Origin of the sequence: Sedimentibacter sp. B4, from assembly GCF_000309315.1 — a bacterium.
GTDB classification, from domain to species: domain Bacteria; phylum Bacillota; class Clostridia; order Tissierellales; family Sedimentibacteraceae; genus Sedimentibacter; species Sedimentibacter saalensis.
Genome location: NZ_CANG01000041.1, coordinates 36,547 through 59,043, shown reverse-complemented (window position 1 = coordinate 59,043; position 22,497 = coordinate 36,547). Strand labels below are relative to the sequence as shown.

Below are 22,497 nucleotides of genomic sequence, written 5' to 3'. Positions count from 1 at the left end.
TTTCATTGATTTACGAAATGCAAAAAAGAAGATGCTAAAAAAGGTCTCGCAACATTGTGCATAGGCGGCGGAATGGGAACTGCCATGCTGGTTCAAAGATAATAATAGTAGAATTGCTGCAGAGGAGTTACTCCTCTGCAGATTAATTAAATATATTAAATAGAGAGGATGATATTCTTGATTAACAAAATTATTTCAGTCAAAGAAGCTGCTGAAAAAGTTCAGGACGGCATGACTATTATGGTTGGAGGATTCCTTGCAAACGGAACTCCAGAAAACTTGATAGACGCTATTGTAAAAAATAACGTTAAAAATTTAACACTAATTTGCAATGATACCGGTTTTCCTGACAAAGGTGTTGGTAAAATGGTTGTAAATAAACAGTTCAAAAAAATTATTGCATCACATGTTGGTACAAACCCTGAAACAGCAAACCAGATGAATTCAGGAGAAACTGAAGTTGTTCTTACACCTCAGGGAACTCTTGCAGAAAAAGTAAGATGCGGCGGCAACGGACTTGGAGGATTCTACACACCTACAGGAATTGGAACTGAAGCTGAAATCGGAAAAGAAAAGAAAGTCATAGATGGACAGGAATATATATTTGAACTTCCATTGAAAGCAGACGTAGCTTTGTTGAAAGCTTCTGTAGTAGATAAAAAAGGAAACATGGTTTTTGCCAAGACTACTAAAAACTTCAATCCATTGATGGCTACTGCAGCAAAAGTTGTAATAGTTGAAGCAGACAAAATAGTAGAAGTTGGAGAAATTGATCAGGACCGCGTTATGTGTTCCGGAATTTTTGTTGATTACATTGTAGGAGGCGACAAATAATGGATGCAAAAGAAATTATAGCAAGAAGAGTTGCTCAGTTGTTGAAAGACGGAGACGTTGTTAACTTAGGTATTGGACTTCCTACAATGGTAGCAAATTATATACCTGAAGATATAGATATTACATTCCAGTCAGAAAATGGATTTTTAGGCCTTGGACCTGCTCCTCAAAAAGGAGAAGAAGACTGGGAACTTGTTAATGCCGGCGGAATGCCTTCTACAATTCTTCCAGGAGGAATGTTCTTTGACAGTGCTACATCATTTGGAATAATCCGCGGCGGACACGTTGATGCTACAGTACTGGGAGCAATGGAAGTAGATGAAAAGGGAAGCCTTGCAAACTGGAAAATACCAGGCAAGATGGTTCCTGGAATGGGCGGAGCAATGGACCTTGTAGTTGGTGCAAACACAGTTATAATTGCAATGGTTCACACACAAAAAGGTCAGCCAAAAATATTGAAACAATGCACTCTTCCTTTGACAGCTAAAGAACAAGTTAACTATATCGTAACAGAAATGGCTCTATTAAAAGTTACAAAAGACGGACTTCTTCTTGAAGAATTAGGACCTGATGCTACAGTTGAAGATGTTATTGCAGCAACAGAAGCAAAAGTTATAGTATCTCCAGACGTTAAAAGATACAACTTTGCATAATTTAATATAACAAAAAAACTGCCTTCGGGCAGTTTTTTAGTGTTCGCATTCGAACTTATATCCTATTTTTCTTACGGTTACTATTTTTTTGCCGCACTCACCTATTTTGGATCGCAAACATTTTATATGTGTGTCAACAGTCCTGTCGTCTCCGAAATAGTCCCAGTCCCAGACTGTTGATAGTATCTGTGACCTGCTTAAAACTATGTTTTTGTTCTGAAGCAGATAGTATAGCAAATCAAACTCCTTTGGCGTGAGCACAGCCCTTTCTCCATCAATTAGTACAATTCTTTCTCTGTATTTAACGATTATTCCTCCAGCTTCAATGTCCTGCATGCTGTTTTGTGATGTTCTTTTCAAAAGATTTTTTACTCTTGCCATTAGAATTCTCGGGCTGAAAGGTTTTGAAATGTATTCATCTGCACCGGAATTAAAGCCTGTTATTTCATCGGTCTCGGTGTCTCTTGCAGTTAGCATCAATATGGGAATATCAGAATTGTTTCTAATGTGAGATGCAACCTCATATCCGTCCTTTTTTGGCATCATTACATCAAGAATGACAAGTGAAAAATCCATTTCAGTGTCAAACTTTGCAATAGCTTCCGCTCCGTCAGCAGCCTCTGCAACATGAAATCCTTCTTTAATAAGATAACTTGCAACAAGTTTTCTTATGTTATCCTCGTCCTCGGCCAGCAATATTTTAATATCCATATTAATCCTCCATTTCAAAATTCATTTCAACATTTTCAAGCTCAAACCAGAACTCAACACCGTCATCTACATTTCCTACTCCGTATTTTTCACCGTGCATATCCATAACTGCTTTAACTATTGCAAGACCTAATCCATAGCTTCCCATGTTTTTCCTGGATTTGTCTGCTCTGTAGAAACTTAAGAAAATATTTTCTATGTCTTCATCTTCAATGTACTTGCCTGTATTAAATACTTTTATCCTGCACTTGTTTTCATGAACCAATGTTGAAACCTTCACTGTTCCTCCATCATTGCAGTACTTGATGGCATTTTCGTAAAGGTTTTGAAAAACCTGTTCTATTCTGAAATAATCTGCAAAAACAATGCTGTCATCACATATGTCTTGTTCAACATTCAGATTTTTTTCATCTGCAATTATTGAATTCTTCTTTACAGCATCTTTAATTATTTCATTTATGCTGAAGTTGGATTTTTCAAGTTTGATTATCCCTCCTTCAAGCTGGGAGAGCTTAAGAAGTTCCTGGACAAACTCGGACATCTTTCTTCCTTCGTTTATAATTATGTTCAAATAATCTAATTTAGTTTGTTCATCTATATCATCCATGTCAAGCAATGCTTCTGAGTAACTCATAATAAGCGTAAGGGGAGTCTTGAAGTCATGAGACACATTGGCTATGAGCTGCTTTGTCATCTTGTCTGCCTTTTCTTGTTTTATGAGGTCATCCTTTAGCTTTGTCACATATTCCTGCAGTCTATCTGCCATGTTGTTAATGCTCGATGACAAAAGTCCTATTTCATCATTTGACAGCACATCGCACCTTTGAGAAAAATTCAAATTTGCAATTTTATCTGCAGTCTGCTGTATTTGCCTTATAGGCTTTGTAGTTTTATCTGCAATTACATATATGATTGCAGCGCCTGCAAGAAGCGTGAATATTGAAAAATAAGTTGTATATTTTATTGCTGAGTCAGAAATGTCCTTTATGAATTGCTTGGGTGTCTGCATCAGAATATATTTGTTGTCTTCCATTTTTGCCAAAATTGAAATATTTTCAGGTCTTTTATCATTTTCCTCCTCGCTGTTTTCAATGAAGTATTTATTGTTATCAAGGCTTTGAAAGGCACCATCACTGTAAAGTTTTTCAATCAAGCGTACAATTTCATTGTCAAAGGGGTTTGTGGAAAAATATTTCTGCCTTGAAAAATATTCGATTTCGCCGGTTCCGTCTTCAGTATCTAAAGTGAACAAACATATGGTCATGTTCTGCATTTCGTAACTGATTATTTCATCGATTATCTTTTCTTTATCTCCCGACTTATATAATGAAGTTATGCTGTCAATCCCGCTTTTCAAATTTTTAATCTTATCGTTTGTATAAAGTTTGCCGAACATTGTGTTGCCGAGTATGGCTGACAAAATCACGTTGAATACCAGCACGCACAGTATTACCAGAAACAGTTTGTTTTTTAAACTGAATTTTACTTTCATTATTTTCTCCAGTATATTCGTATTTTTATATTAACAATAATATAGCACAAATGTGATAGACAAGTGAAGTTTTTTGCAATTTCATCAAATATTTTACTGTTGTAATTGAGCAATAAAAAAACAGGATTAACCTGTTTTTTAGGGGAGAAATTCTATGAAAATTGGTTTTTTTTATAAATCTGCCGGTTTAGTCTTAAGTGTCATATTTACTTTTTGTTCATTGCCGTTTCTTATAAATGTTACTTCCACATTGTCGTCATTTTTATACTCATACAAGTTTCTTTTCAAATCAGACATGCTTTCAATTTTGTCACCGTCAATAGCTGTAATAACATCCCCAGGTTCCAGTCCTGAAACTGTAGCAGGTGAATTAGCCATTGTCTCTATGATTACAACTCCATAATCTGCTGCAACATCAACACCCAGAGCTTTTTCATATGTTTCTACATCCACGCCTGTGATGCCCACATATACTGTTGAAAATGACCCGTCATTTATTATTTGTTCAATAATAGGTTTAGCGATGTTTATTGGAATTGAAAATCCCAATCCTTCAGCTGTGCTCATTTTGGCTGTGTTTATACCTATTACTTGCCCTTTTGCATTAAACAATGGGCCGCCGCTGTTTCCTGAATTTATTGAAGCATCAGTCTGAATCAATGGCTCAATAACTGTTCCGTCTTCAAATGCTATTGATCTGTTAAGTCCGCTTATTATACCCTGTGTAACTGTTCTTTCAAGGTCCAGTGTCATAGGATTTCCTATTGCAACTGCAGGTTCGCCAACCAAAAGGGTGTCTGAATCTCCCAGTTCAACTGTAGGAAGTCCTGTTTTGTTAATTTTTACAATTGCCAGATCAAGAGTAGTGTCATACCACAATACTTCTCCCACTTCAGTTGAACCATCAATCAATGAAACTGTTATGTTTTCATACTTACCGTCACCAATTACATGGGCATTTGTAACAATGTATCCATTTGGATCAACTATGAATCCGGAACCCATGCTTTGTGATTTTTGAGTTTGTGGTCCAAAAAATGTGTTGTATTGCTGCACAACATCTGTTGTTATGCCAACTACTGTTTTTTGAGTTTTTTCTGCAACTGCTGCTGCAAAATATGTGTCATCAGACAAATTTATGTTTATATCCTGAGCTGTAATTCCTGTTTTTTCGCCGTTCTTGCTGCGTGCTATGTTTAGTTGACTTGTTGCAATATATCCGCCTGAAAGGCCTCCTACAAGAGCAGCGACCAATGCAACAGCCACATATCCGAAAAATGATTTTCTTTTACTTTTTTTCTTAGACTTTGGTTCATCGTATGACGGCATTACAAAATTAATGTCATTATATTGTTTTTCATTATTGTTCAATTCTCTGTTTTCATTGTTTTCATTCAATTCACTTTCATTGAATGTGTTTCTTTCATTATCGTCCATAATATTTCCTCCTATATTACTTAAATATTTTATATTGCTATGTTACCCGTGGAATGTGATAGAACTGTGAATATTATGTAAATTTTTTATGAAGATATTTTATTCTTCCACTTTCTTCATATATTATCATCATTTTCTTTACTGAAACTTAAATTATATTAATTTCAAAAAACAAAAATAGCACGTGAGTGCTATTTAAATTACACATTTAATCATACTGTTTTTCCGAATTATTTATGTCTTTTGGTCAATTCAACCTTTAAGTCGTCCATGGTTACCCCTTCGCTTACCATGAGCACCATAGAGTGATAAATCAAGTCGCACATTTCATAAACAAGCTCATCCTTGCTTTTATTTTTGGCTCCTATTATAACTTCGCTTGTTTCTTCTCCTACCTTCTTAAGTATTTTGTCAAGACCCTTGTCAAATAGGTAATTTGTGTAGGAACCTTCCTTTGGATTATTTCTTCTGTCAATTATCTGGTTGTAAAGACGGTTTAAAATTGCCTGGTCTGTTACATTGTCCTCATAAACCTTGTTGAAAAAGCATGAGTAAGCACCTGTATGACATGCATTTCCAATTTGTTCAACTTTCATAAGAATTGCATCTGCATCGCAGTCATAATACAGGCCTTTTAAATTCTGCCAATGACCTGAAGTTTCTCCTTTTCTCCAGAGGCTTTGCCTGCTTCTTGAATAATAGCATGCTCTTTTTTCATTTAAAGTTATTTCAAGAGCTTCCTTGTTCATGTATGCAACCATCAGCACTTCGTTTGTAATGTAATCCTGTGCAACAGCAACAACAAGGCCCTTATCATCAAATTTAACTTCATTTAATAAATTTTCCATTTCATATCCTTCTTTCAATAATTAATTTCATTCTATTGACTTTTTTAATGATTGAAATTTATATTTTTTTGACTCAGCGCTATTTTGTGGAATTGTACGAAAGAAGAAAAACAGTTTTGGCATACTTAGCGCAGCGGTTGTGTGCCTTTGTTTTTCGGATTGACGTTACAATTCCCAAAATGTCAGCAGGAAGAAAAATATTAATTTCATTTCATTAACTTTCTTCAAAATTATTGAAATTTATATTTTTTTGACTCAGCGCTATTTTGTGGAATTGTACGAAAGAAGAAAAACAGTTTTGGCATACTTAGCGCAGCGGATGTATGCCTTTGTTTTTCGGATTGATGTTACAATTCCCAAAATGTCAGCAGGAAGAAAAATATAAATTTCAACTATACTCTTACTTCAACACCATTTTCCTTCAAGTATTTCTTCAAATCACTTATTTTTATTTCTCCGAAATGAAACACCGAAGCAGCTAGAATTCCATCAGCATCTGCATACTTTACAGCTTGTAGAAAATGTTCCATCTTTCCGGCTCCTCCTGAAGCAATCACAGGAACATTGACTGCATCAGTGATTTTTTTCAAAAGCTCAAGGTCATAACCGTTTTTCATACCATCTTCATCGATGCTGTTTACAACAATTTCTCCTGCTCCAAGCTCTACGCCCTTCACAGCCCACTGAACTGCGTCAAGAGTTGTTTTTTCTCTTCCACCCTTCACATACACGCTCCATGAACCTTCTTCGTTTTTCTTGGCATCTATGGACAACACAACGCACTGATTTCCAAAACGCTCTGCTGCTTCCTTTATGAGATTTGGATTTCTTACAGCAGACGAATTTACTGATACTTTGTCTGCACCGCTTCTCAGGATGAACTTAAAATCATCAATAGTCGATACTCCTCCCCCCACAGAAAAAGGAATATTTATTTCATGAGCAACCTTTTTTACAAATTCAAGGGATGTCTTTCTTTCTTCATTTGAAGCTGTTATATCATAAAAAACAAGTTCGTCGGCTCCGGAATCGCTGTAATACTTTCCTAGTCTAGCCGGATCATCAACATCCTGTATGTCTTTAAAATTTTTACCCTTTACCACCCTTCCGTTTCTAACATCCAGGCAGGGTATTATTCTACGTGCAAGCATATTTACCTCCTTCTTTTGCTTAAGAATTAATTTATGTTGACGACTAATTAACTTTGGATCTCGTCATTCTGAGGGCACAGCCCGAAGAATCTCATACCTTCTATAAAGATGAGATCCTTCACTAACGTTCAGGATGACATAATCGGGATTTCAATAGTCTGAATTAGTTCTCATTCTTAACTCTTAACTCTTAATTCTTAATTGCTTTTAACGCTTCCTTGAAATCCAGCTTGTTGTCGTAAAGAGCCTTTCCTATTATTGCTCCATACGTGTTCATACTGTTCAGTCTTTTTATGTCATCAATTGATGTGACTCCTCCCGAAGCAATAATATTAAGTTTTGTCTTTCTGGACAGTTCTTCATAAATTTCGAAATTAGGCCCTGACAGCATTCCGTCTTTTGAAATGTCAGTGTAAACCAAAGTACTGATGCCTATACTTTCAAGAAATTTGCATATTTCTATGGAGTCCACATTTCCTACGTCCTGCCATCCTCTTGTGGCAACCTTGCCCTTGAATGCATCAATTGAAACTGCCAGATGCTCCTTGTAAATAGACGCAAGTTCAGTTAACAATTCCTGATTTTCTATTGCCATGGTTCCCACTATTGCTCTTTCAACACCTATATCAATGAGGTTTTTGATTCTTTCGCCGTTTCTTATTCCTCCGCCTGTCTGCATGGGTATTTTAATTGACTTTGCTATTTTTTCTATGGATTTTCTGTTATTGAATCCTTCATCCTTGGCTCCGTCAAGGTCTACAACGTGAAGATATTCTGCTCCTAAGCTCTCCCATTTTTTAGCCATTTCAACCGGATCATCAGAATACACATTCATCAGTTCAAATTTACCCTGGGTGAGCCTCACACACTTGTTGTCTTTTATGTCTATTGCCGGAAATAATATCATATTTTATTGACAGTAGTCACTGTCCTCTCCTTTTATTTTTCTATGATTTCTTTATATGCTCTAAGTATATTTTGTCCTGTTTCACCGCTTTTTTCAGGATGGAACTGAATTCCGTAAACATTGTTTTTCCTCACAATGGCAGGAACCCTTTTTTCATAGTCTGAATAGGCCACAAGCTCTTGATTGTCTGAAACAGCATAATAGGAATGAACAAAGTACACATACTCATCTTCCTTGATGTATTTTAAAATAGGATCCTGTTTGTTGAATTTCAAATTGTTCCATCCCATGTGTGGAACTTTAAGATTGACATCCAGGTATTCGATGTCACCCTTAATAAGGCCCAGGCCATCATATTCACCGTATTCATAACCCTTTTCATATAAAAGCTGCATTCCCAGGCATATTCCTAAGAGATATTTTCCTTTTGCAACCTCTTCTTTTATTACAGCGCTTAAACCTGATTCATCAAGAAGCTTTATAGCATCCCTGAATGCTCCTACTCCAGGAAGAATGAGGGATTTTGCATTTCTTAAGTCTTCTGTTTTGCTGCTTATTTTTACGTCTACTCCAAGTTTTTCAAATGCTCTTTCTACAGAGGCAAGATTTCCCATTCCGTAATCAATTATTACATGCATTACAAGGCCCCCTTTGTGGACATACAATTTTCTGAAGTGATGCGGCTTGCAGTCTTGAGAGCCCTTCCAAAGCCCTTAAACACAGCTTCAATTTTATGGTGGTCATTTTCTCCGTAAAGAACTTCAATGTGAAGAGTAGAAAAAGAATTGTTCACAAAACCTTTGAAAAATTCCTTGAAATCTTCCACAGCCATATTCCCAAGCATTTCCCTTCCAAGTCCTACATTGTATACAAGGGTGGGTCTGCCGCTTAAATCAACAGCAACTCTTGCCAGTGATTCATCCATGGGAAGGAACATGAAACCGTAGCGTTCAATTCCTTTTTTATCACCCAGGGCAATTTTAAAGGCTTCTCCCAAGGCAATTCCTATGTCTTCAGCTGTGTGATGGGAATCAACATCCAGGTCTCCTGTACATTTTACCTTAAGATCAAATCCGCCATGAAAACCAAGCAGCGTGAGCATGTGGTTTAAAAATCCTATTCCTGTATCAATGTCAGTCTTTCCGCTTCCATCAACATCAAGCTCGACATTTATTTCAGTTTCATACGTCTTTCTTTTTACAGTGCTTTTTCTCATTGTCTTCCTCCCATTATACTTTTTATTTCTTCTACAAGTATTTCATTTTCTTCCTTTGTTCCTATTGTAATGCGGTTGAAAACTTCTCCCCCGCAGTTGAATTTTCTGATAAGAACTCCACAGTCCATGAGTTTTTCAAATAAGTTTTCCACAGGAGCTTTCACAAATATGAAATTTGCACCGCTTTCATACACGGTAAAATTAAGCTCCCTGAGAGAAGAACTCAGTTCCTGCCTCATTTTTTTGACTCCTTCAATGTAAAATTTAACTCTTTCAATGTTGTCAAGTGCCTGTTCAGCAGCATACTGTGACAAAATGTTGATGTTGTATGGAACCTTTACCTTCCAAACATATTTTATAATTTCTTCCTTTGCAATCATTGCACCAACCCTAAGGCCTGCCAGGCCGAATGCCTTGGAAAGAGTGCGCATTACTATTAAATTTTCATAATTGTCAACCAGATCTACAACTGAGTTTTCTGAAAAATCCACATATGCTTCATCTAAAATTATCAAAGAAGCTTTAACATTTTCAAGAAGCTTTATAACTTCGGTCCTTGTGTACATGAATCCTGTGGGATTGTTTGGGTTGCATAGTATTACTATTTTAGGTTTGTTTTCTGTTGCCTCCTTAATCAGTCTGTCAATATTCTGTGTAAAATCCTTTTCTGGAGGGATTCCAATGTACTCAGCCCCGCAAAGATCACAATAAGTCTGGTACATGCTGAATGAAGGAACAAAGCTCATAACTTTTTCACCCTTGTCACAAAAGGCATTAATAACCATGTTTATCATTTCGCTTGATCCGTTGCCCACCATTATGTTTTCTGCTCTGCAGCCGTAATACACGGCCATCTTTTCCCTTAATACCCTGGAGTCGCTGTCAGGATAAAGATTTGGCTGAAAATTTTCTATTTTGAATCCATCTTGCAGGAGGTAGTTGCTTCCTTCATTTGCATCAAGCTTCACTCTGTAAGGAATGTCATTTACAAAATATGCCTGAAGTTTTTCTACGCTTGGTTTTAATTTGATCATATTTTCTCCTTCATAATCCTGTTATTTTAATACATAAACTACGCATATGTTCATAATTTTTTCTTTTAAAGCTTTCTGATTTTTACAGCATTTGCATGTCCCGTAAGTCCTTCATTTTCTGCAAAGCGCACTATGTCATCTTTGTTTTCTTTCAATGCTTCCCTGCTGTAATAAATGAGAGATGTCTTTTTTATAAAATCATCTACTGAAAGAGCAGATGAAAACTTGGCAGTAGAGCTTGTGGGAAGAGTGTGGTTCGGACCTGCAAAATAATCTCCCACAGGTTCAGGAGTGTATTCTCCCAAAAATATTGCTCCTGCATTTTTAATGCTCTTGTACAGTTCAAAGCAGTTTGAAGTGAGAAGTTCAAGGTGCTCAGGGGCTATTTCATTTGCCAGATCAATGCACTGCTTCATGCTGTCGGCAATGAGTATTGCTCCATGATTGTTTATGGATTTCTCAATTATTTCGCTTCTATCCAGTTCCTTTATCTGCCTGTCAAGTTCCTTTGAAACTTTTTCTGCAAGAGAAAGAGAATATGTTATCAATACAGAAGCTGCCATTTCGTCATGCTCGGCCTGTGAAATCATGTCTGCTGCAATGTAAGCAGGATTTGCCTTGTCATCAGCAACAATAAGAATTTCACTGGGACCTGCTATCATGTCTATTCCAACGAAGCCGGACACCCTTCTTTTTGCTGCTGCTACAAATATGTTGCCTGGCCCTGTTATTTTATAAACTCTTGGTATTGACTGTGTTCCATAGGCAAGAGCCGCAATTCCCTGAGCTCCGCCAACCTTGAATATTCTGTCAACTCCTGAAAGAGAAGCTGCAACCAATATTGAATCTTTTATCTTTCCGTCTTTTTGAGGAGGCGTAATCATTATTATTTCCTCCACACCGGCTATTATTGCAGGAATTGCATTCATAAGCACTGTCGAAGGATATGCTGCTTTTCCTCCGGGCACATATATGCCTGCTTTTTCTATGGGATTTATGAGCTGCCCTAAAAGAATATCTTTTCCTTCAGGCTTGAACTGGTAGCCTTTCCTCTTCTGGTTCATGTGGTATGTATATATATTTTCCTTGGCTTTTTTTATTGTTTCAAGAAGCTCAGGGTCAATTGTTGAAAAAGCTTCTTCGATTTCTTCAGGGGATACTTCAAGATTTTCAATATTTACTTTATCAAATTCCAACGTGTATTTTTTAAGAGCATCATCTTTGTTTATTCTTACATTTTCGAGTATTTCGTCTACTTTTTCATACACGTTGTTGTAGTCCTGGGCATTTCTTTTCTGAAGATCTTCTATAAAATCGGATATGTTTTCTTCTTTAATTATTTTCACCATATTTTTCATCCTCTTTTCTAATGAGTTCGATTATTTCCTTTATTTCTTTTCTCTTTAACTTGTAGCTTATTTTATTTGATATGACCATTGCTGTAATGGGGTACATGTCTTCAAAGACTTCAAGACCGTTGGCTTTAAGCGTATTTCCTGTTTCCACTATGTCCACTATTACATCTGAAAGCCCAAGTATGGGAGCAAGCTCTATAGAACCGTTAAGTTTTATTATTTTTATTTTTTGTCCCTTGCTGTTGAAATATTTTTTTGCGGTTTCAGGAAACTTTGTTGCAACTTTTATTATGGTGTCGTCTTTGAAAATTTTCTTTCCTTTTATTCCGGCTACTGATATCTTGCATTTTCCTATATTCATTTTGTAAAGCTCGTAAATGTCAGCGCTGTTTTCCATTATCATGTCTTTTCCTGAAATTCCAATGTCTGCAACTCCGTTTTCAACATATGTTATAATATCTGAATTCTTAAGAAGCATAAAGCGCAAGTTTCTTTGTTCATCATCGAAAACAAGTTTTCTTGATTTTTCATCGATGGATTCTCCTATTCCTGCAGCCTTTAACATGTCTATGGCCTGGCTTCCCAGCCTTCCCTTTGGTATTGCTATTGTTAAACTCATTACTGCTCCTCCTTGTAAAGAACTTTTATAAGTTCATCCAGTTCGACAGTAAAACCCATGGCAGGAATTTTGTATCCGTACTGCTCTGTGAATGAATCATATCTTCCGCCCTTGATGATAGCCTTGTTTGAACCTTCTATGTATCCCCTGAATATTGTTCCGTCGTAGTAGGAAAGTTCAGAAACCATGGAAAGGTCGTATGTTATTTTGTCTGTGATGTTTTTCATGTAATTGTCAATTTTCTTAAGTTCATCAAGCCCCTGCTTCATAAGGTCGTTCATGTAAAGCCCTTTCAGTTCTTCTGATATTTCATCAAATGTTCCTTCAAGGTCAAATATGTTCAAAAGCGTGCTCATGGGTTCCCTGTAAGGAAGCTTTGATAAATAATCTTTCAGCTCTTGTCTGTTTTTAAGATACAAAATATCCAGTATATTTTCATAATCTTCTTTTTTAAAGGAACAGGACTGCATTATTCCTTTTAAAAATTTGCTGTTTCCTATTTCAAACAAGTAATTGCTGCTGTATTTGGCAATTATTCTTGCAGATGTATTGAGTATATTTTCATCGGTGAAGTGATTTCTTTCTCCGATTATTTCAACTCCCATTTCTCTGTTTTCCTTAATTCCTACTCCGTTGTGCTTGTATGTCTTGCCGTAGTAGAAAATTTTAAGCAGTGAACTCATTTCCCACCTTGGCATAAATTTATTTACTATTCCTGTTGTAATGTCAGGAGTAAGAATTAAAATTTCACTGTTGTTGTCAAGAAGCTTCACGGTTGATTTTTTGTCTATTCTTGAATTAACTCCTATAAAATCATCATATCCTTCAAATATGGAGGGTTCTATATTCATATACCCTTCATCGAATAAAAAGTTCTCAATATCTTTTCTAAGCACATACATTTTTTGAAAAAATTTCATTTCATCTTCAATATTTAAAAAATTCATAAATCCTCCTTGAGATTGGGGTTAACCTATTTTATATTGCTGTTTGCTTTGACCTACCACGACTTACTTACTTTGGTTATCGCAGGGCATATCGCAGTTTCGTTCACCAATTTATCAGCTCCTTACGGTCGCATAAATTGGGAACTCATTGCGTTTGACCTACCAACCATTCTTGCTTCGCTATCGCTCGCAACAATGGGGTTAGGGCATAAAAAAGCCGCTTGACTTATATCAAGCGGCTTACGTCTCATTTATCTACCACAGATACAAGTCTAAATTCTAAACGACGAATAGAGCTTGTAACTGTGAATTTTCAAATTCACTTACAAACTCTGTATCTATGATGATGCAATTGTACGAATGTTGTGCATAATAATTTATTTTTCATATCACACCTCTAATAATTATTCCGATTATACTCCCATAAATATTAAATGTCAATAATACTTTTACATTTTTCTTAATAAAATATAAAATATGAAAAACATCCCTGAATATAAGTTGAAGATTTATAACAATAAAATGCAATGCATTTGCATAAACGTTGTATTTTTATATATTTAACTTATTCAAATTATCCATTATTTCTTTTCAAATTCCTTTTTTATTTCCTCAAGATTTTTATGATGTTTAAGTATGTCAAAAAGCTAAAAGCTAAAGCTTTGTTCCAATTAGTGTTCTTTCCATTGAAAAAAGATATTGATTCTTTTCAAAATTCAACCGTTTGACAACTAGACGTCCCTTCCGTCATTTTAAGATACGGATGGATGGTACCACTTGACTCAAATTGGCTATATCTGTAGAACCTGATTGTATTGTTTCTGCTATTGGAATTACTCTCATCTCTATCCTTAATGTGCTTCTTTGCGAAATGCTGTTAACAACAGTTCCTCCGTCAATTATTATACCATGAATTCTTACATCATCTATTAATTGTTGTCTTAAAGCACCAATATTTGTTTTCATGAGAACAGTAGCATCTAAAGATTTATACCTAAATAGTTTTGTTATGAAGCATGTGCTTCCTTTCCATGAAAAGTAAAATCAACTCCTCCTATAGCAAGAACCTCATGATTAAGGTATATCGTACTATCAGGATGTATCATCATTGCAACATCAATATTATTAAAAATTCCCTTACTAATTAGCTATGGTTTCCATTCTCCCAGTTCTTCTGCTTGTGTTCCTACTAATATTATTTTCCCTTTATATTTGTCCAAAGCCAAAAATGAAATTCTAGGACCATTCCCATTCTTTTTTTACTAACAAATGCAGTTGGCATTTCTTATTTTACTTCAAAGCCATCTTCTTTTATCATTTCAACTATCTTCTTAGAACTATTGAATTCATGCAAACCAACTTCAGGATTATTGTATATATTTCTCTATTTATAAAATTTTTTATTTACATCAATTGCTTCTTCTTCTATCCTACTCATATATCCCAAAAACATATTCTTGTAATATGGTTAGAATAAACTCAATATATTACCTGTATTCTGAGTAAATAAGAAGCTGAACAATAGAGTTAAATCTTATCGTACAGCCTCTTTTATCTATATTATTAAATATTATATAAAGCTATATCCTGTTTTAAATGATTTAGTATTTAGTTCTTCATATTTTTCTTTTTCTTTTTTCTTAAACATGTCATTCATTCCGTTTAGTCCTTCTTCTTCTGTAAAATCGCCTGAGATTTTTACTATAATGCCTGCCATTATAATATTAGCTCCTTGTGGATGATTTAATTCCTTTGCCATTGAAAGACATGGAACTTCAATAAAATTGACATCATCTCGTGTTTTTTCCTTTACAACCATATCGCTGTTTACTATTACTGTTCCTCCTGGTTTAACAAGGGGAAGAAATTTATTGTATGAAGGTGTATTCATTGCCAACAATATATCTGGTTCTTCTTGTGATGGATTATAAATATACTCTTTACCAAACTTTACTGTACAGTTTGCAGTACCACCTCTCATAGCTGATCCATACTGCGGAATCCATGTAGCATGAAATTTTTTGAAAACTGCAATTTGTGATATTAACAACCCGGATGTCAGAACACCTTGGCCGCCTGCACCTGAAAATATTATTTCTTTCATGTTATTTTACCTCCCTAGCTTTTAACTCACCTAATGGATAATAAGGTATTAATTCATCTGTTAACCTCTTCTTAGCATCTACAGGCGACATTCCCCAGTTAGTAGGACATGTTGAAAGAATTTCAACTACTGAGTAACCTTCTTTATTCATTTGAGCCTCTAAGGCATTTTTAATATATGTCCTTGTCTTATTTATTTGAGGAACCGTATTTATAGCTCCTCTTGCCACATAAGCAGCATTAAATTGAGATGCTACTATTTCAGGGAACTTCATAGGGTATCCTGTTATATCACAATTTCTTCCGTGAGGTGATGTAGTAGTTACCTGTCCAGGCATCGTTGTGTGGCTCATTTGTCCGCCTGTCATACCATAGTTTGTATTATTTATAATAAATACTGTTATATTTTCATTTCTGTATGCAGCTGCAGTAGTTTCTGCAAGACCAATACTGTATGCGTCTCCGTCTCCTTGATATGCAATAACTAAATTGTCAGGATTTACTCTCTTTACACCTGTACATACTGCACCCGCTCTGCCGTGTGAGCAGTGACGTCTGTCAGTTTCAAGTATACCACCTAACAAACTTGAGCATCCTACACCAATTCCGTATATAAGATTTTTATCTTGTTCTAATTCTTCAAGGCATTCTGCAATAAGTCTTATTGCTACTCCGTGACCACAACCTGGGCAAAACCCGTTTGCTGCTCTATCAATTGATTCTGGAAATTTTCTTGCTTTAGCCATTTTAATATACCTCCTTTAATTCGCCTGCAACAACTTTATGGTAATCTTCTTTAATTGACTTCATTGAAGGAATTCCATAAACATGTGGATTACAATAAACGGATATATCTGATTTCATAACTCTTTTAACAGTTAAAGCAACATCATCCACCATTTGACCTGTAGCATTAGCTTCTATAGATATAAATCCATTAACATTTGGATTAACTTCTTTGAATGCTTTATCAGGGAAAGGCCATGCAGTTATAGGTCTTATAAATCCTACTTTGTGTCCTTCATTTCTTAATTGTTCTACAGCTCCCATTGTTGATCTTCCTGGTAAACCGTATGATACAAACACATAATCTGCATCTTCAATGTATCCTGATTCCCACCTTTGTTCATTTTCTTTTACCTTGTTATATTTTTCATTTAACAAAACGGATTCTTTCATACTGTCTCTATCAAATATACCAATAAGCTTATTAGTATACTTACCATCAAATCCCCAGCTGTATCTTTTTGGTTCTTTCATCTCAGGTAATTCACATGGTTCCATCATTTGCCCAAGTGCTCCTTCTGACATTAAGACAGATACCATTCTATATTTTTCAGCTAAATCAAATGCTAATCCTACTAATTCAACCGCTTCTTGTATACTGCTTGGGCAAAGAACGATACATCTATAATCTCCATTTCCTCCGCCTCTTGTTTCTCTTAAATAGTCACATTGTGCTGTTAATAGTGTTCCAATTCCATTGCCATATCTAACCATATTTATAACAACTGCAGGCAATTCTTCATCAGACAATGTTGTCATACCTTCTTGCTTTAAGCTTATTCCAGGTCCTGAAGAAGCTGTAAATGCTCTTACTCCACATGAAGCGGCACCGATTACCATATTAATACCTGCTATTTCTGACTCTGCTTGAACAAATGATCCTCCAACTTCATCTAATCTATATGAAAGGTATTCCATTATTTCAGTTGAAGGAGTAATAGGATATCCTGCATAAAATCTTGCACCTGCTCTTATAGCAGCTTCAGCAATAGCCTCATTTCCTTTTATCATATCACCCATTTTTATCTTCCTCCATTAATTTATTTATCGCCTAATACTTCATAAACACCGTCAGGACAAACTACGTAACACGCTGCGCATCCGATGCAATTATCATAATTTATAATTGTATAGTTGCAGCCAGATGCATTTATATCATCTGAAAATGAAATTGATTTTGTAGGACACGCTGCGACACATAATCCGCACTGTTTACATCTGTTTGGTCTTGTTAATACTTTTTCCATTCTAACCTCCCATTTTCGAAACAATGTTCCGAAAATTATTTAATTTTCATTAAACTCTTTTTTTATTTCTATTAATCTATTGGAGTTTTTAAGTATTTCTAATCCTGTTAAAGCCAAAAGTTTTGCTCCAATAATTGTTTTTTCCTTTGCAAATTCTGATGCAGTTTCATCTAAGAATTCCTGTGTATGCAGTCCTGCATCTCCTTCAATCATCTTTAACCAAGGATGGATAGACGGCACCACCTGACTTACATTTCCCATATCTGTTGAACCTGTTTCATTGCATGGGTCTAATTTTATGTTAAATGCATCTAAATGTTGTTTATATATATCTAACATACTTTGATTAGCCTTAAGGCTGTCGCAATTTGGCTCAAAATGATTCCATTCAAGTCTGCAACCTGTTGCTAATGCTGCTGCTTCAGCACATTTTTTTACCTTTTCAATTAATTCAAGGAAATATTTTTGGTCTTTAGCTCTCATTTCCAATCTGACTTTACTTTTGTCAGGAATACTGTTAGCTGCACTTCCTGCTTCAATTATTATGCCGTGTACTCTTGCATCATCTCTCAATTGCTGTCGTAATGCATTAATATTGTTGAAAAATAAAATTACCGCATCTAATGCATTAACACCCATATAAGGATTAGCAGCCGCATGTGCAGCCTTTCCGTAAAAGTGAAAGTCAATGCCACCTATTGCCAGTACCGGAACATCTAAATAAGTTTTGCTGTTTGGATGTATCATCATTGCAACATCCACATCGTCAAATTCCCCCTGTTTAATTAAAAACGGTTTGCCTTCTCCTAACTCTTCAGCAGGAGTTCCCATAAGTATTACTTCGCCTGGGTACTCCTCTAATGCCTTAGATAAGGCAACAGCAGCGCCAAAACTCATAGCAGCTATAAGATTATGACCACAAGCATTTCCTATTCCAGGTAATGCATCGTACTCTGCCATCAATGCTATTACCGGCCCTTCACCGCTCTTTTTTCTGGCTACAAAAGCAGTAGGCATTTCTTTAAAGTCAAATTTAACTTCAAAGCCTTCCTTTTTTAACATTTCAACAAGCTTTTCTGAAGCTAAAAATTCCTTCAATCCTATTTCTGGATTGTTTCTTATATACAGAGATAAATCTAAGATTTTATCTCTGTATGCTTCAACTATATGTTCAATATTTATGCTCAAATTGATTCCCCCAATACTTAAAGACTTTCCTTAATAATTTCAGCTAATATTTTCATACCTGAAATTATTTTGTCATCCTCCATTGTTGAGAAGTTCAAACGCAATGAACTTTCACAATCATTTTGTGGGTAAAAAGATCCTCCAGGGACAAATGCAACTTTCCTTTCTACTGCCTTTTTCAATAGTTCTCTAGTATTCATATGTGGAGGAAGTTCAACCCATACAAACATCCCGCCCTCTGGGTAGTAGTATTTTGCCTCCTTTGGAAATTCTTCGTTAATAACACCAATCATTAAGTCTCTTCTTGCTTTATAAACCTTATTTATTTTTGCAAGATGCTCATCAAGATCATAGTTTTCTAAAAACTCTTCAACTTGCATTTGAGCAAGCTCTGCTGACTGCAAGTCGCATCCGTATTTAACAAGTTCAAATTTAGGTAAAAGCTTTTCATCAACACAAACCCATGCTACTCTAAGACCTGGAGAAAGAACTTTAGAAAATGACCCTAAATGAATTACTCTTCCTTCAGTATCAACTGACTTGATTGAAGGAACTCTTTCACCTTCAAATCTTACTTCACCATATGCATTATCTTCCATGATTATTAAATCATATTTGTTTGCAATATCAATAAGTTGTTTTCTCTTCTCTAATGACCATGTTCTTCCTGTTGGGTTTTGGAAATTTGGAATGACATATATCATTTTTACATTTGGAGTATTTTTTATTTTTTCTTCAAGTTCATACATAAACATTCCATCTTTGTCACCGTTAACACCAACATATTTTATTTCATAAGGATCAAAGGCTGCCAATGCGCCCAAGTAGCTTGGGTTTTCTGTTATAACAACATCTCCGGGGTTCAAGAAAACCATTGTTGTCAGTGTCAACCCTTGCTGTGAACCTGTAGTAATCATTATATTATCTGCTGTTACCTTAACCCCTTCTCTTGCCATTAATTCAGCCACTTTTTCTCTTAAAGAAGTTCTTCCTAATGTAAAACCATATTGAAGAGCAACTCCAGAATTATCAGTCAATATTTTGTTAGTAATTTTTGCGATTTCTTCACTTGGAAACAAAGCCGGATCCGGCAATCCACCAGCAAATGAAATTGTTCCTGGATTTTTAGCAATCAGTTTTCCAACTTCACGAATATCGGATGGCTTTAAATCGTTCATGCGTTTTGCTAATAACATTTCTATCCTCCATAAAATTTATTTTAAATCAAAGTATTTGCTTTGATTCATGGTCATTATTAATTAATTTTGTGTCAGTCTTCTTTAATAAACTGTAACCTAATATAGGCAAAATCATTCCTAACAATGGATTTAGCCAGTTGATAATCGCATAAGGTGCATACTGTGTTGCCGAAACCCCTAATGCTGCAAACATAACTGCTCCACATGTATTCCAAGGAATTAAGCTTGAAGTAAGAGTTCCTCCTTCTTCTAAACATCGAGAAAGCATCCTTGGCTGCAATCCAGCTTTTTCATAAGCACCTTTATAAAGCTCTCCTGTTACTACTATTGAAACATACTGTTCAGCCATTGTCAGGTTAACAGCTATACATGTTAAAATTGTTGCAGCCGGCAAATATTTTGGTTCTTTAATATATTCCATTATTTTTAATACTATCGAATTAAAAACACCTGTACCGCTTAATACACCGCCAAGAGCCAGAGCTATTACTGCCAGTGAAAATGTCCACATCATTGATTGAATTCCGCCTTTGGTTAATAAAGCATCAACCATTTCTATTCCGCTTTCACTCGCATAACCGTAATTCAAAGCATTAATAACATCTGCTAAGCTTGCATCCTGTATAAGCATTGATATTGGAATGCTAACTATAATGCCTGACATCATACCAGGTATTGCAGGAAACTTTAATAAACTTGCTGCTAAAACAACAATCAAAGGAATGAACACAATTATATTTATATTAAACATTCCTTCTATAGCATTTTGAATAAAATTTATGTTTTGATAATCCAAAGTTGCTACTGAATATTTTAAACCAAGTACTGTATATATGATTAAAGCTATGACATATGATGGAACAGTTGTATACAACATAGCACTGATATGTGAATATATGTTTGTTCCGGCTATTGCCGGTGCAAGGTTGGTGGTATCTGACAGCGGTGACATTTTGTCTCCAAAATAACTTCCTGAAACAATCATGCCTGCTGTAATGGGAGCCGGTATTCCAAGACCAGCCCCTATTCCCATCAATGCAATACCTACTGTGCCGGCAGTGCTCCATGAACTTCCTGTAGCCAAAGCAGTTATGCTGCAGATTATCAAACTCGTAGGCAGAAAAAATGTCGGATTAAGAATATTAAAACCATAACTTATCAATGCAGGAACTGTTCCGCTTAAAATCCAAGCACCTATTGCCATCCCAATGAGAAAGAAGAAGAACAATGTTTGCATTGCTTTATTAACCCCATTTGCCATACATTCTACAACATAATCCCATTTATAACCCATTCTTATAGCTGCAAAAGAAGCTATGATTATATCTGTAATTAACAATACATGCGGATCAACCTTTAAAAATATTAAGCCCCCCATTAGAGTTATAACAATTAAAATCATAACTAAAAACGCAAATCTAAACGTTGGTTGTTTTTGCTCGTTCATGGAAACACCTTCTTTATTGTAAAATTATTGTACTAAACTGATTCTATAGCATTTACATTTGAAACTTTATTTTTTTTCCTAACCTTTAAAACTGCAAATGCAGTGCCTAAGCCTATTGTTAATACTATTATTTGGTAAATAAACATGTAAGTATATCCTGTTTGTCCATGTGCATCCAACCAATTACCAAATAACAGAAACTGGAACAAGTCCGGTGAAAATCCCAAAGCTGCTGCTATGCCAATTGTTGAAGCAGTTCTATCCTTTCTGATGTTAAGCTCAGAAATAACTGCATAATAAGAACCTCTGCCCATATAGACAGCCAATGCCATAATTAATGTTAACGCAATTAAAGCAAATACTGGAGTTTCATTGCTTAAATTTAACATGACAAATAAGCTTATAATTCCTAATATCTCTACAAGAATCAGGACCTTTGAAGCAGATTTAACCTTATCAGTTAAGTATCCACCAATAGGAGCTCCTACTAATGTCATTACATAAGTTCTTATAATTGCAACAATACCTGAGAAAGTAACTGTCGCGCCTAATACATCTGTAAAGTATGGTGTGAAGTATGACATCGTTACCAGGAATGAATAAATAGAGAATATTGAAAGGGCAACCAACCAAGTTGAAGGATCTTTTAAAATTGCAACATATTCCTTTACTCCAAGCTTAACTTCAGGTTCTTTGCTTTCTTCTTTAACATCCTTTTTCTTTGGATTGTCAATAGCAAAGTATGCAGGAATTGTTAAAAGTATGGATAGAATGCTTAATCCTATAATAGCAGCTTTAATTCCTGCAACTCCTTGCAAGAAATAATTAAATAATAACATCATAGCTCCATTAAATATAATGTTGCCTATACCAACAGCTGTTTCGTTAAAACCAAATATTTTACCTTGGTCTTCATCGCTAACCAGATTTCTAATAATCTTTATATGTGCGGGGTAATTCATAACCAGACTAGTTATTGCAAAGCCTATCCACATAATAACTGCAACACTATATGTTGGTTTCATGACGAAAATAAGACCAAATACTCCGTTCAATAATACAGAACCCATATATAGTATTTTATAATTAAACCTGTCAGCAATCCATCCCCCTAAAGGACAACCGTAAAGATTTCCAAAGCCATAAATTGACATTAGGAGTCCAAGCTGTGCATTTGTTGCACCAAGCATTTCCTGAAATGGGTCGTAAAATACATATTGAATAAAAGGAATTAAATAAACTATTGACCAACACGAGCCTAGTACTAGAACTGAAAACATTAATTTAGATTTTGATTTATTATCCATATAGTCCTCCATATTT

Annotated in this window: 23 protein-coding genes and 1 pseudogene; 3 read left to right on the top strand and 21 right to left on the bottom strand. The window is 35.4% G+C overall.

Features of this window, described 5'->3' with window-relative positions:
* Nucleotides 1–15: 15 nt before the first annotated feature.
* The 3 genes and pseudogenes from BN358_RS28450 to BN358_RS08655 form a co-directional block, all read left to right on the top strand.
* A pseudogene (locus BN358_RS28450) lies at nucleotides 16–102 on the top strand (hypothetical protein); the annotation flags it as partial.
* A 78-nt stretch (nucleotides 103–180) separates the two neighbouring features.
* Nucleotides 181–834, top strand: coding sequence for a CoA transferase subunit A (locus BN358_RS08660; protein ID WP_040582253.1), 654 nt, complete (start codon nucleotides 181–183; stop codon nucleotides 832–834).
* Nucleotides 834–1,487: a 3-oxoacid CoA-transferase subunit B gene (locus BN358_RS08655; protein ID WP_019228843.1), complete on the top strand. Its 654-nt coding sequence runs from the start codon at nucleotides 834–836 to the stop codon at nucleotides 1,485–1,487. The genes BN358_RS08660 and BN358_RS08655 overlap by 1 nt, the downstream gene beginning before the upstream one ends.
* A 36-nt stretch (nucleotides 1,488–1,523) precedes the next feature.
* On the opposite strand, the gene BN358_RS08650 is transcribed toward BN358_RS08655, so the two are convergent.
* The 21 genes from BN358_RS08650 to BN358_RS08550 form a co-directional block, all read right to left on the bottom strand.
* Nucleotides 1,524–2,198: a response regulator transcription factor gene (locus BN358_RS08650; protein ID WP_019228842.1), complete on the bottom strand. Its 675-nt coding sequence runs from the start codon at nucleotides 2,196–2,198 to the stop codon at nucleotides 1,524–1,526.
* A 1-nt stretch (nucleotide 2,199) separates the two neighbouring features.
* On the bottom strand, nucleotides 2,200–3,690 hold the full coding sequence (locus BN358_RS08645) for a HAMP domain-containing sensor histidine kinase (RefSeq protein ID WP_019228841.1): 1,491 nt from the start codon (nucleotides 3,688–3,690) through the stop codon (nucleotides 2,200–2,202).
* A gap of 171 nt (nucleotides 3,691–3,861) precedes the next feature.
* Nucleotides 3,862–5,127 (bottom strand): S1C family serine protease, encoded by a 1,266-nt coding sequence (locus tag BN358_RS08640; RefSeq protein WP_019228840.1) that lies wholly within the window; start codon nucleotides 5,125–5,127, stop codon nucleotides 3,862–3,864.
* A 230-nt stretch (nucleotides 5,128–5,357) separates the two neighbouring features.
* Nucleotides 5,358–5,975: a bifunctional phosphoribosyl-AMP cyclohydrolase/phosphoribosyl-ATP diphosphatase HisIE gene (hisIE, locus tag BN358_RS08635; protein WP_019228839.1), complete on the bottom strand. Its 618-nt coding sequence runs from the start codon at nucleotides 5,973–5,975 to the stop codon at nucleotides 5,358–5,360.
* Nucleotides 5,976–6,367: 392 nt separating this feature from the next.
* The gene (hisF, locus tag BN358_RS08630; protein WP_019228838.1) at nucleotides 6,368–7,126 is read right to left on the bottom strand and encodes an imidazole glycerol phosphate synthase subunit HisF; all 759 of its coding nucleotides are present in this window, start codon (nucleotides 7,124–7,126) and stop codon (nucleotides 6,368–6,370) included.
* A gap of 190 nt (nucleotides 7,127–7,316) precedes the next feature.
* Nucleotides 7,317–8,033: a 1-(5-phosphoribosyl)-5-[(5-phosphoribosylamino)methylideneamino]imidazole-4-carboxamide isomerase gene (hisA, locus tag BN358_RS08625; RefSeq protein WP_019228837.1), complete on the bottom strand. Its 717-nt coding sequence runs from the start codon at nucleotides 8,031–8,033 to the stop codon at nucleotides 7,317–7,319.
* Between the two features lie 32 nt (nucleotides 8,034–8,065).
* The gene (gene hisH, locus BN358_RS08620) at nucleotides 8,066–8,671 is read right to left on the bottom strand and encodes an imidazole glycerol phosphate synthase subunit HisH (protein WP_019228836.1); all 606 of its coding nucleotides are present in this window, start codon (nucleotides 8,669–8,671) and stop codon (nucleotides 8,066–8,068) included.
* Nucleotides 8,671–9,249 (bottom strand): imidazoleglycerol-phosphate dehydratase HisB, encoded by a 579-nt coding sequence (hisB, locus tag BN358_RS08615; RefSeq protein WP_019228835.1) that lies wholly within the window; start codon nucleotides 9,247–9,249, stop codon nucleotides 8,671–8,673. Before hisB ends, hisH begins: the two co-directional genes overlap by 1 nt.
* Complete coding sequence (hisC, locus tag BN358_RS08610; protein ID WP_019228834.1) at nucleotides 9,246–10,283, bottom strand: histidinol-phosphate transaminase; 1,038 nt, start codon at nucleotides 10,281–10,283, stop codon at nucleotides 9,246–9,248. Before hisC ends, hisB begins: the two co-directional genes overlap by 4 nt.
* 65 nt (nucleotides 10,284–10,348) lie before the next feature.
* Nucleotides 10,349–11,632: a histidinol dehydrogenase gene (gene hisD, locus BN358_RS08605; RefSeq protein WP_019228833.1), complete on the bottom strand. Its 1,284-nt coding sequence runs from the start codon at nucleotides 11,630–11,632 to the stop codon at nucleotides 10,349–10,351.
* Nucleotides 11,616–12,257, bottom strand: a complete 642-nt coding sequence (gene hisG / locus BN358_RS08600) for an ATP phosphoribosyltransferase (RefSeq protein ID WP_019228832.1) — start codon at nucleotides 12,255–12,257, stop codon at nucleotides 11,616–11,618. Before hisG ends, hisD begins: the two co-directional genes overlap by 17 nt.
* Nucleotides 12,257–13,204, bottom strand: coding sequence for an ATP phosphoribosyltransferase regulatory subunit (locus BN358_RS08595; RefSeq protein WP_019228831.1), 948 nt, complete (start codon nucleotides 13,202–13,204; stop codon nucleotides 12,257–12,259). The genes hisG and BN358_RS08595 overlap by 1 nt, the downstream gene beginning before the upstream one ends.
* 747 nt (nucleotides 13,205–13,951) lie before the next feature.
* A complete protein-coding gene (locus BN358_RS08590) occupies nucleotides 13,952–14,170 on the bottom strand; it encodes a hypothetical protein (protein WP_019228830.1) in 219 nt (72 codons plus the stop codon).
* A 604-nt stretch (nucleotides 14,171–14,774) separates the two neighbouring features.
* On the bottom strand, nucleotides 14,775–15,308 hold the full coding sequence (locus BN358_RS08585; protein WP_019228829.1) for a 2-oxoacid:acceptor oxidoreductase family protein: 534 nt from the start codon (nucleotides 15,306–15,308) through the stop codon (nucleotides 14,775–14,777).
* Nucleotide 15,309: 1 nt separating this feature from the next.
* The gene (locus BN358_RS08580) at nucleotides 15,310–16,053 is read right to left on the bottom strand and encodes a thiamine pyrophosphate-dependent enzyme (protein ID WP_019228828.1); all 744 of its coding nucleotides are present in this window, start codon (nucleotides 16,051–16,053) and stop codon (nucleotides 15,310–15,312) included.
* Between the two features lies 1 nt (nucleotide 16,054).
* Complete coding sequence (locus BN358_RS08575) at nucleotides 16,055–17,113, bottom strand: ferredoxin/flavodoxin oxidoreductase subunit alpha (protein ID WP_019228827.1); 1,059 nt, start codon at nucleotides 17,111–17,113, stop codon at nucleotides 16,055–16,057.
* Between the two features lie 20 nt (nucleotides 17,114–17,133).
* Entirely contained in the window at nucleotides 17,134–17,340 is a 207-nt protein-coding gene (locus tag BN358_RS08570) for a 4Fe-4S binding protein (RefSeq protein ID WP_019228826.1), read from the bottom strand.
* 39 nt (nucleotides 17,341–17,379) lie between these two features.
* Entirely contained in the window at nucleotides 17,380–18,528 is a 1,149-nt protein-coding gene (locus tag BN358_RS08565; RefSeq protein WP_019228825.1) for a M20 family metallopeptidase, read from the bottom strand.
* Nucleotides 18,529–18,545: 17 nt separating this feature from the next.
* A complete protein-coding gene (locus tag BN358_RS08560; RefSeq protein ID WP_019228824.1) occupies nucleotides 18,546–19,724 on the bottom strand; it encodes a PLP-dependent aminotransferase family protein in 1,179 nt (392 codons plus the stop codon).
* 28 nt (nucleotides 19,725–19,752) lie between these two features.
* Nucleotides 19,753–21,174 (bottom strand): Na+/H+ antiporter NhaC, encoded by a 1,422-nt coding sequence (gene nhaC / locus BN358_RS08555; protein WP_019228823.1) that lies wholly within the window; start codon nucleotides 21,172–21,174, stop codon nucleotides 19,753–19,755.
* Between the two features lie 32 nt (nucleotides 21,175–21,206).
* Nucleotides 21,207–22,481: an MFS transporter gene (locus BN358_RS08550; protein ID WP_019228822.1), complete on the bottom strand. Its 1,275-nt coding sequence runs from the start codon at nucleotides 22,479–22,481 to the stop codon at nucleotides 21,207–21,209.
* Between the last annotated feature and the right edge of the window lie 16 nt (nucleotides 22,482–22,497).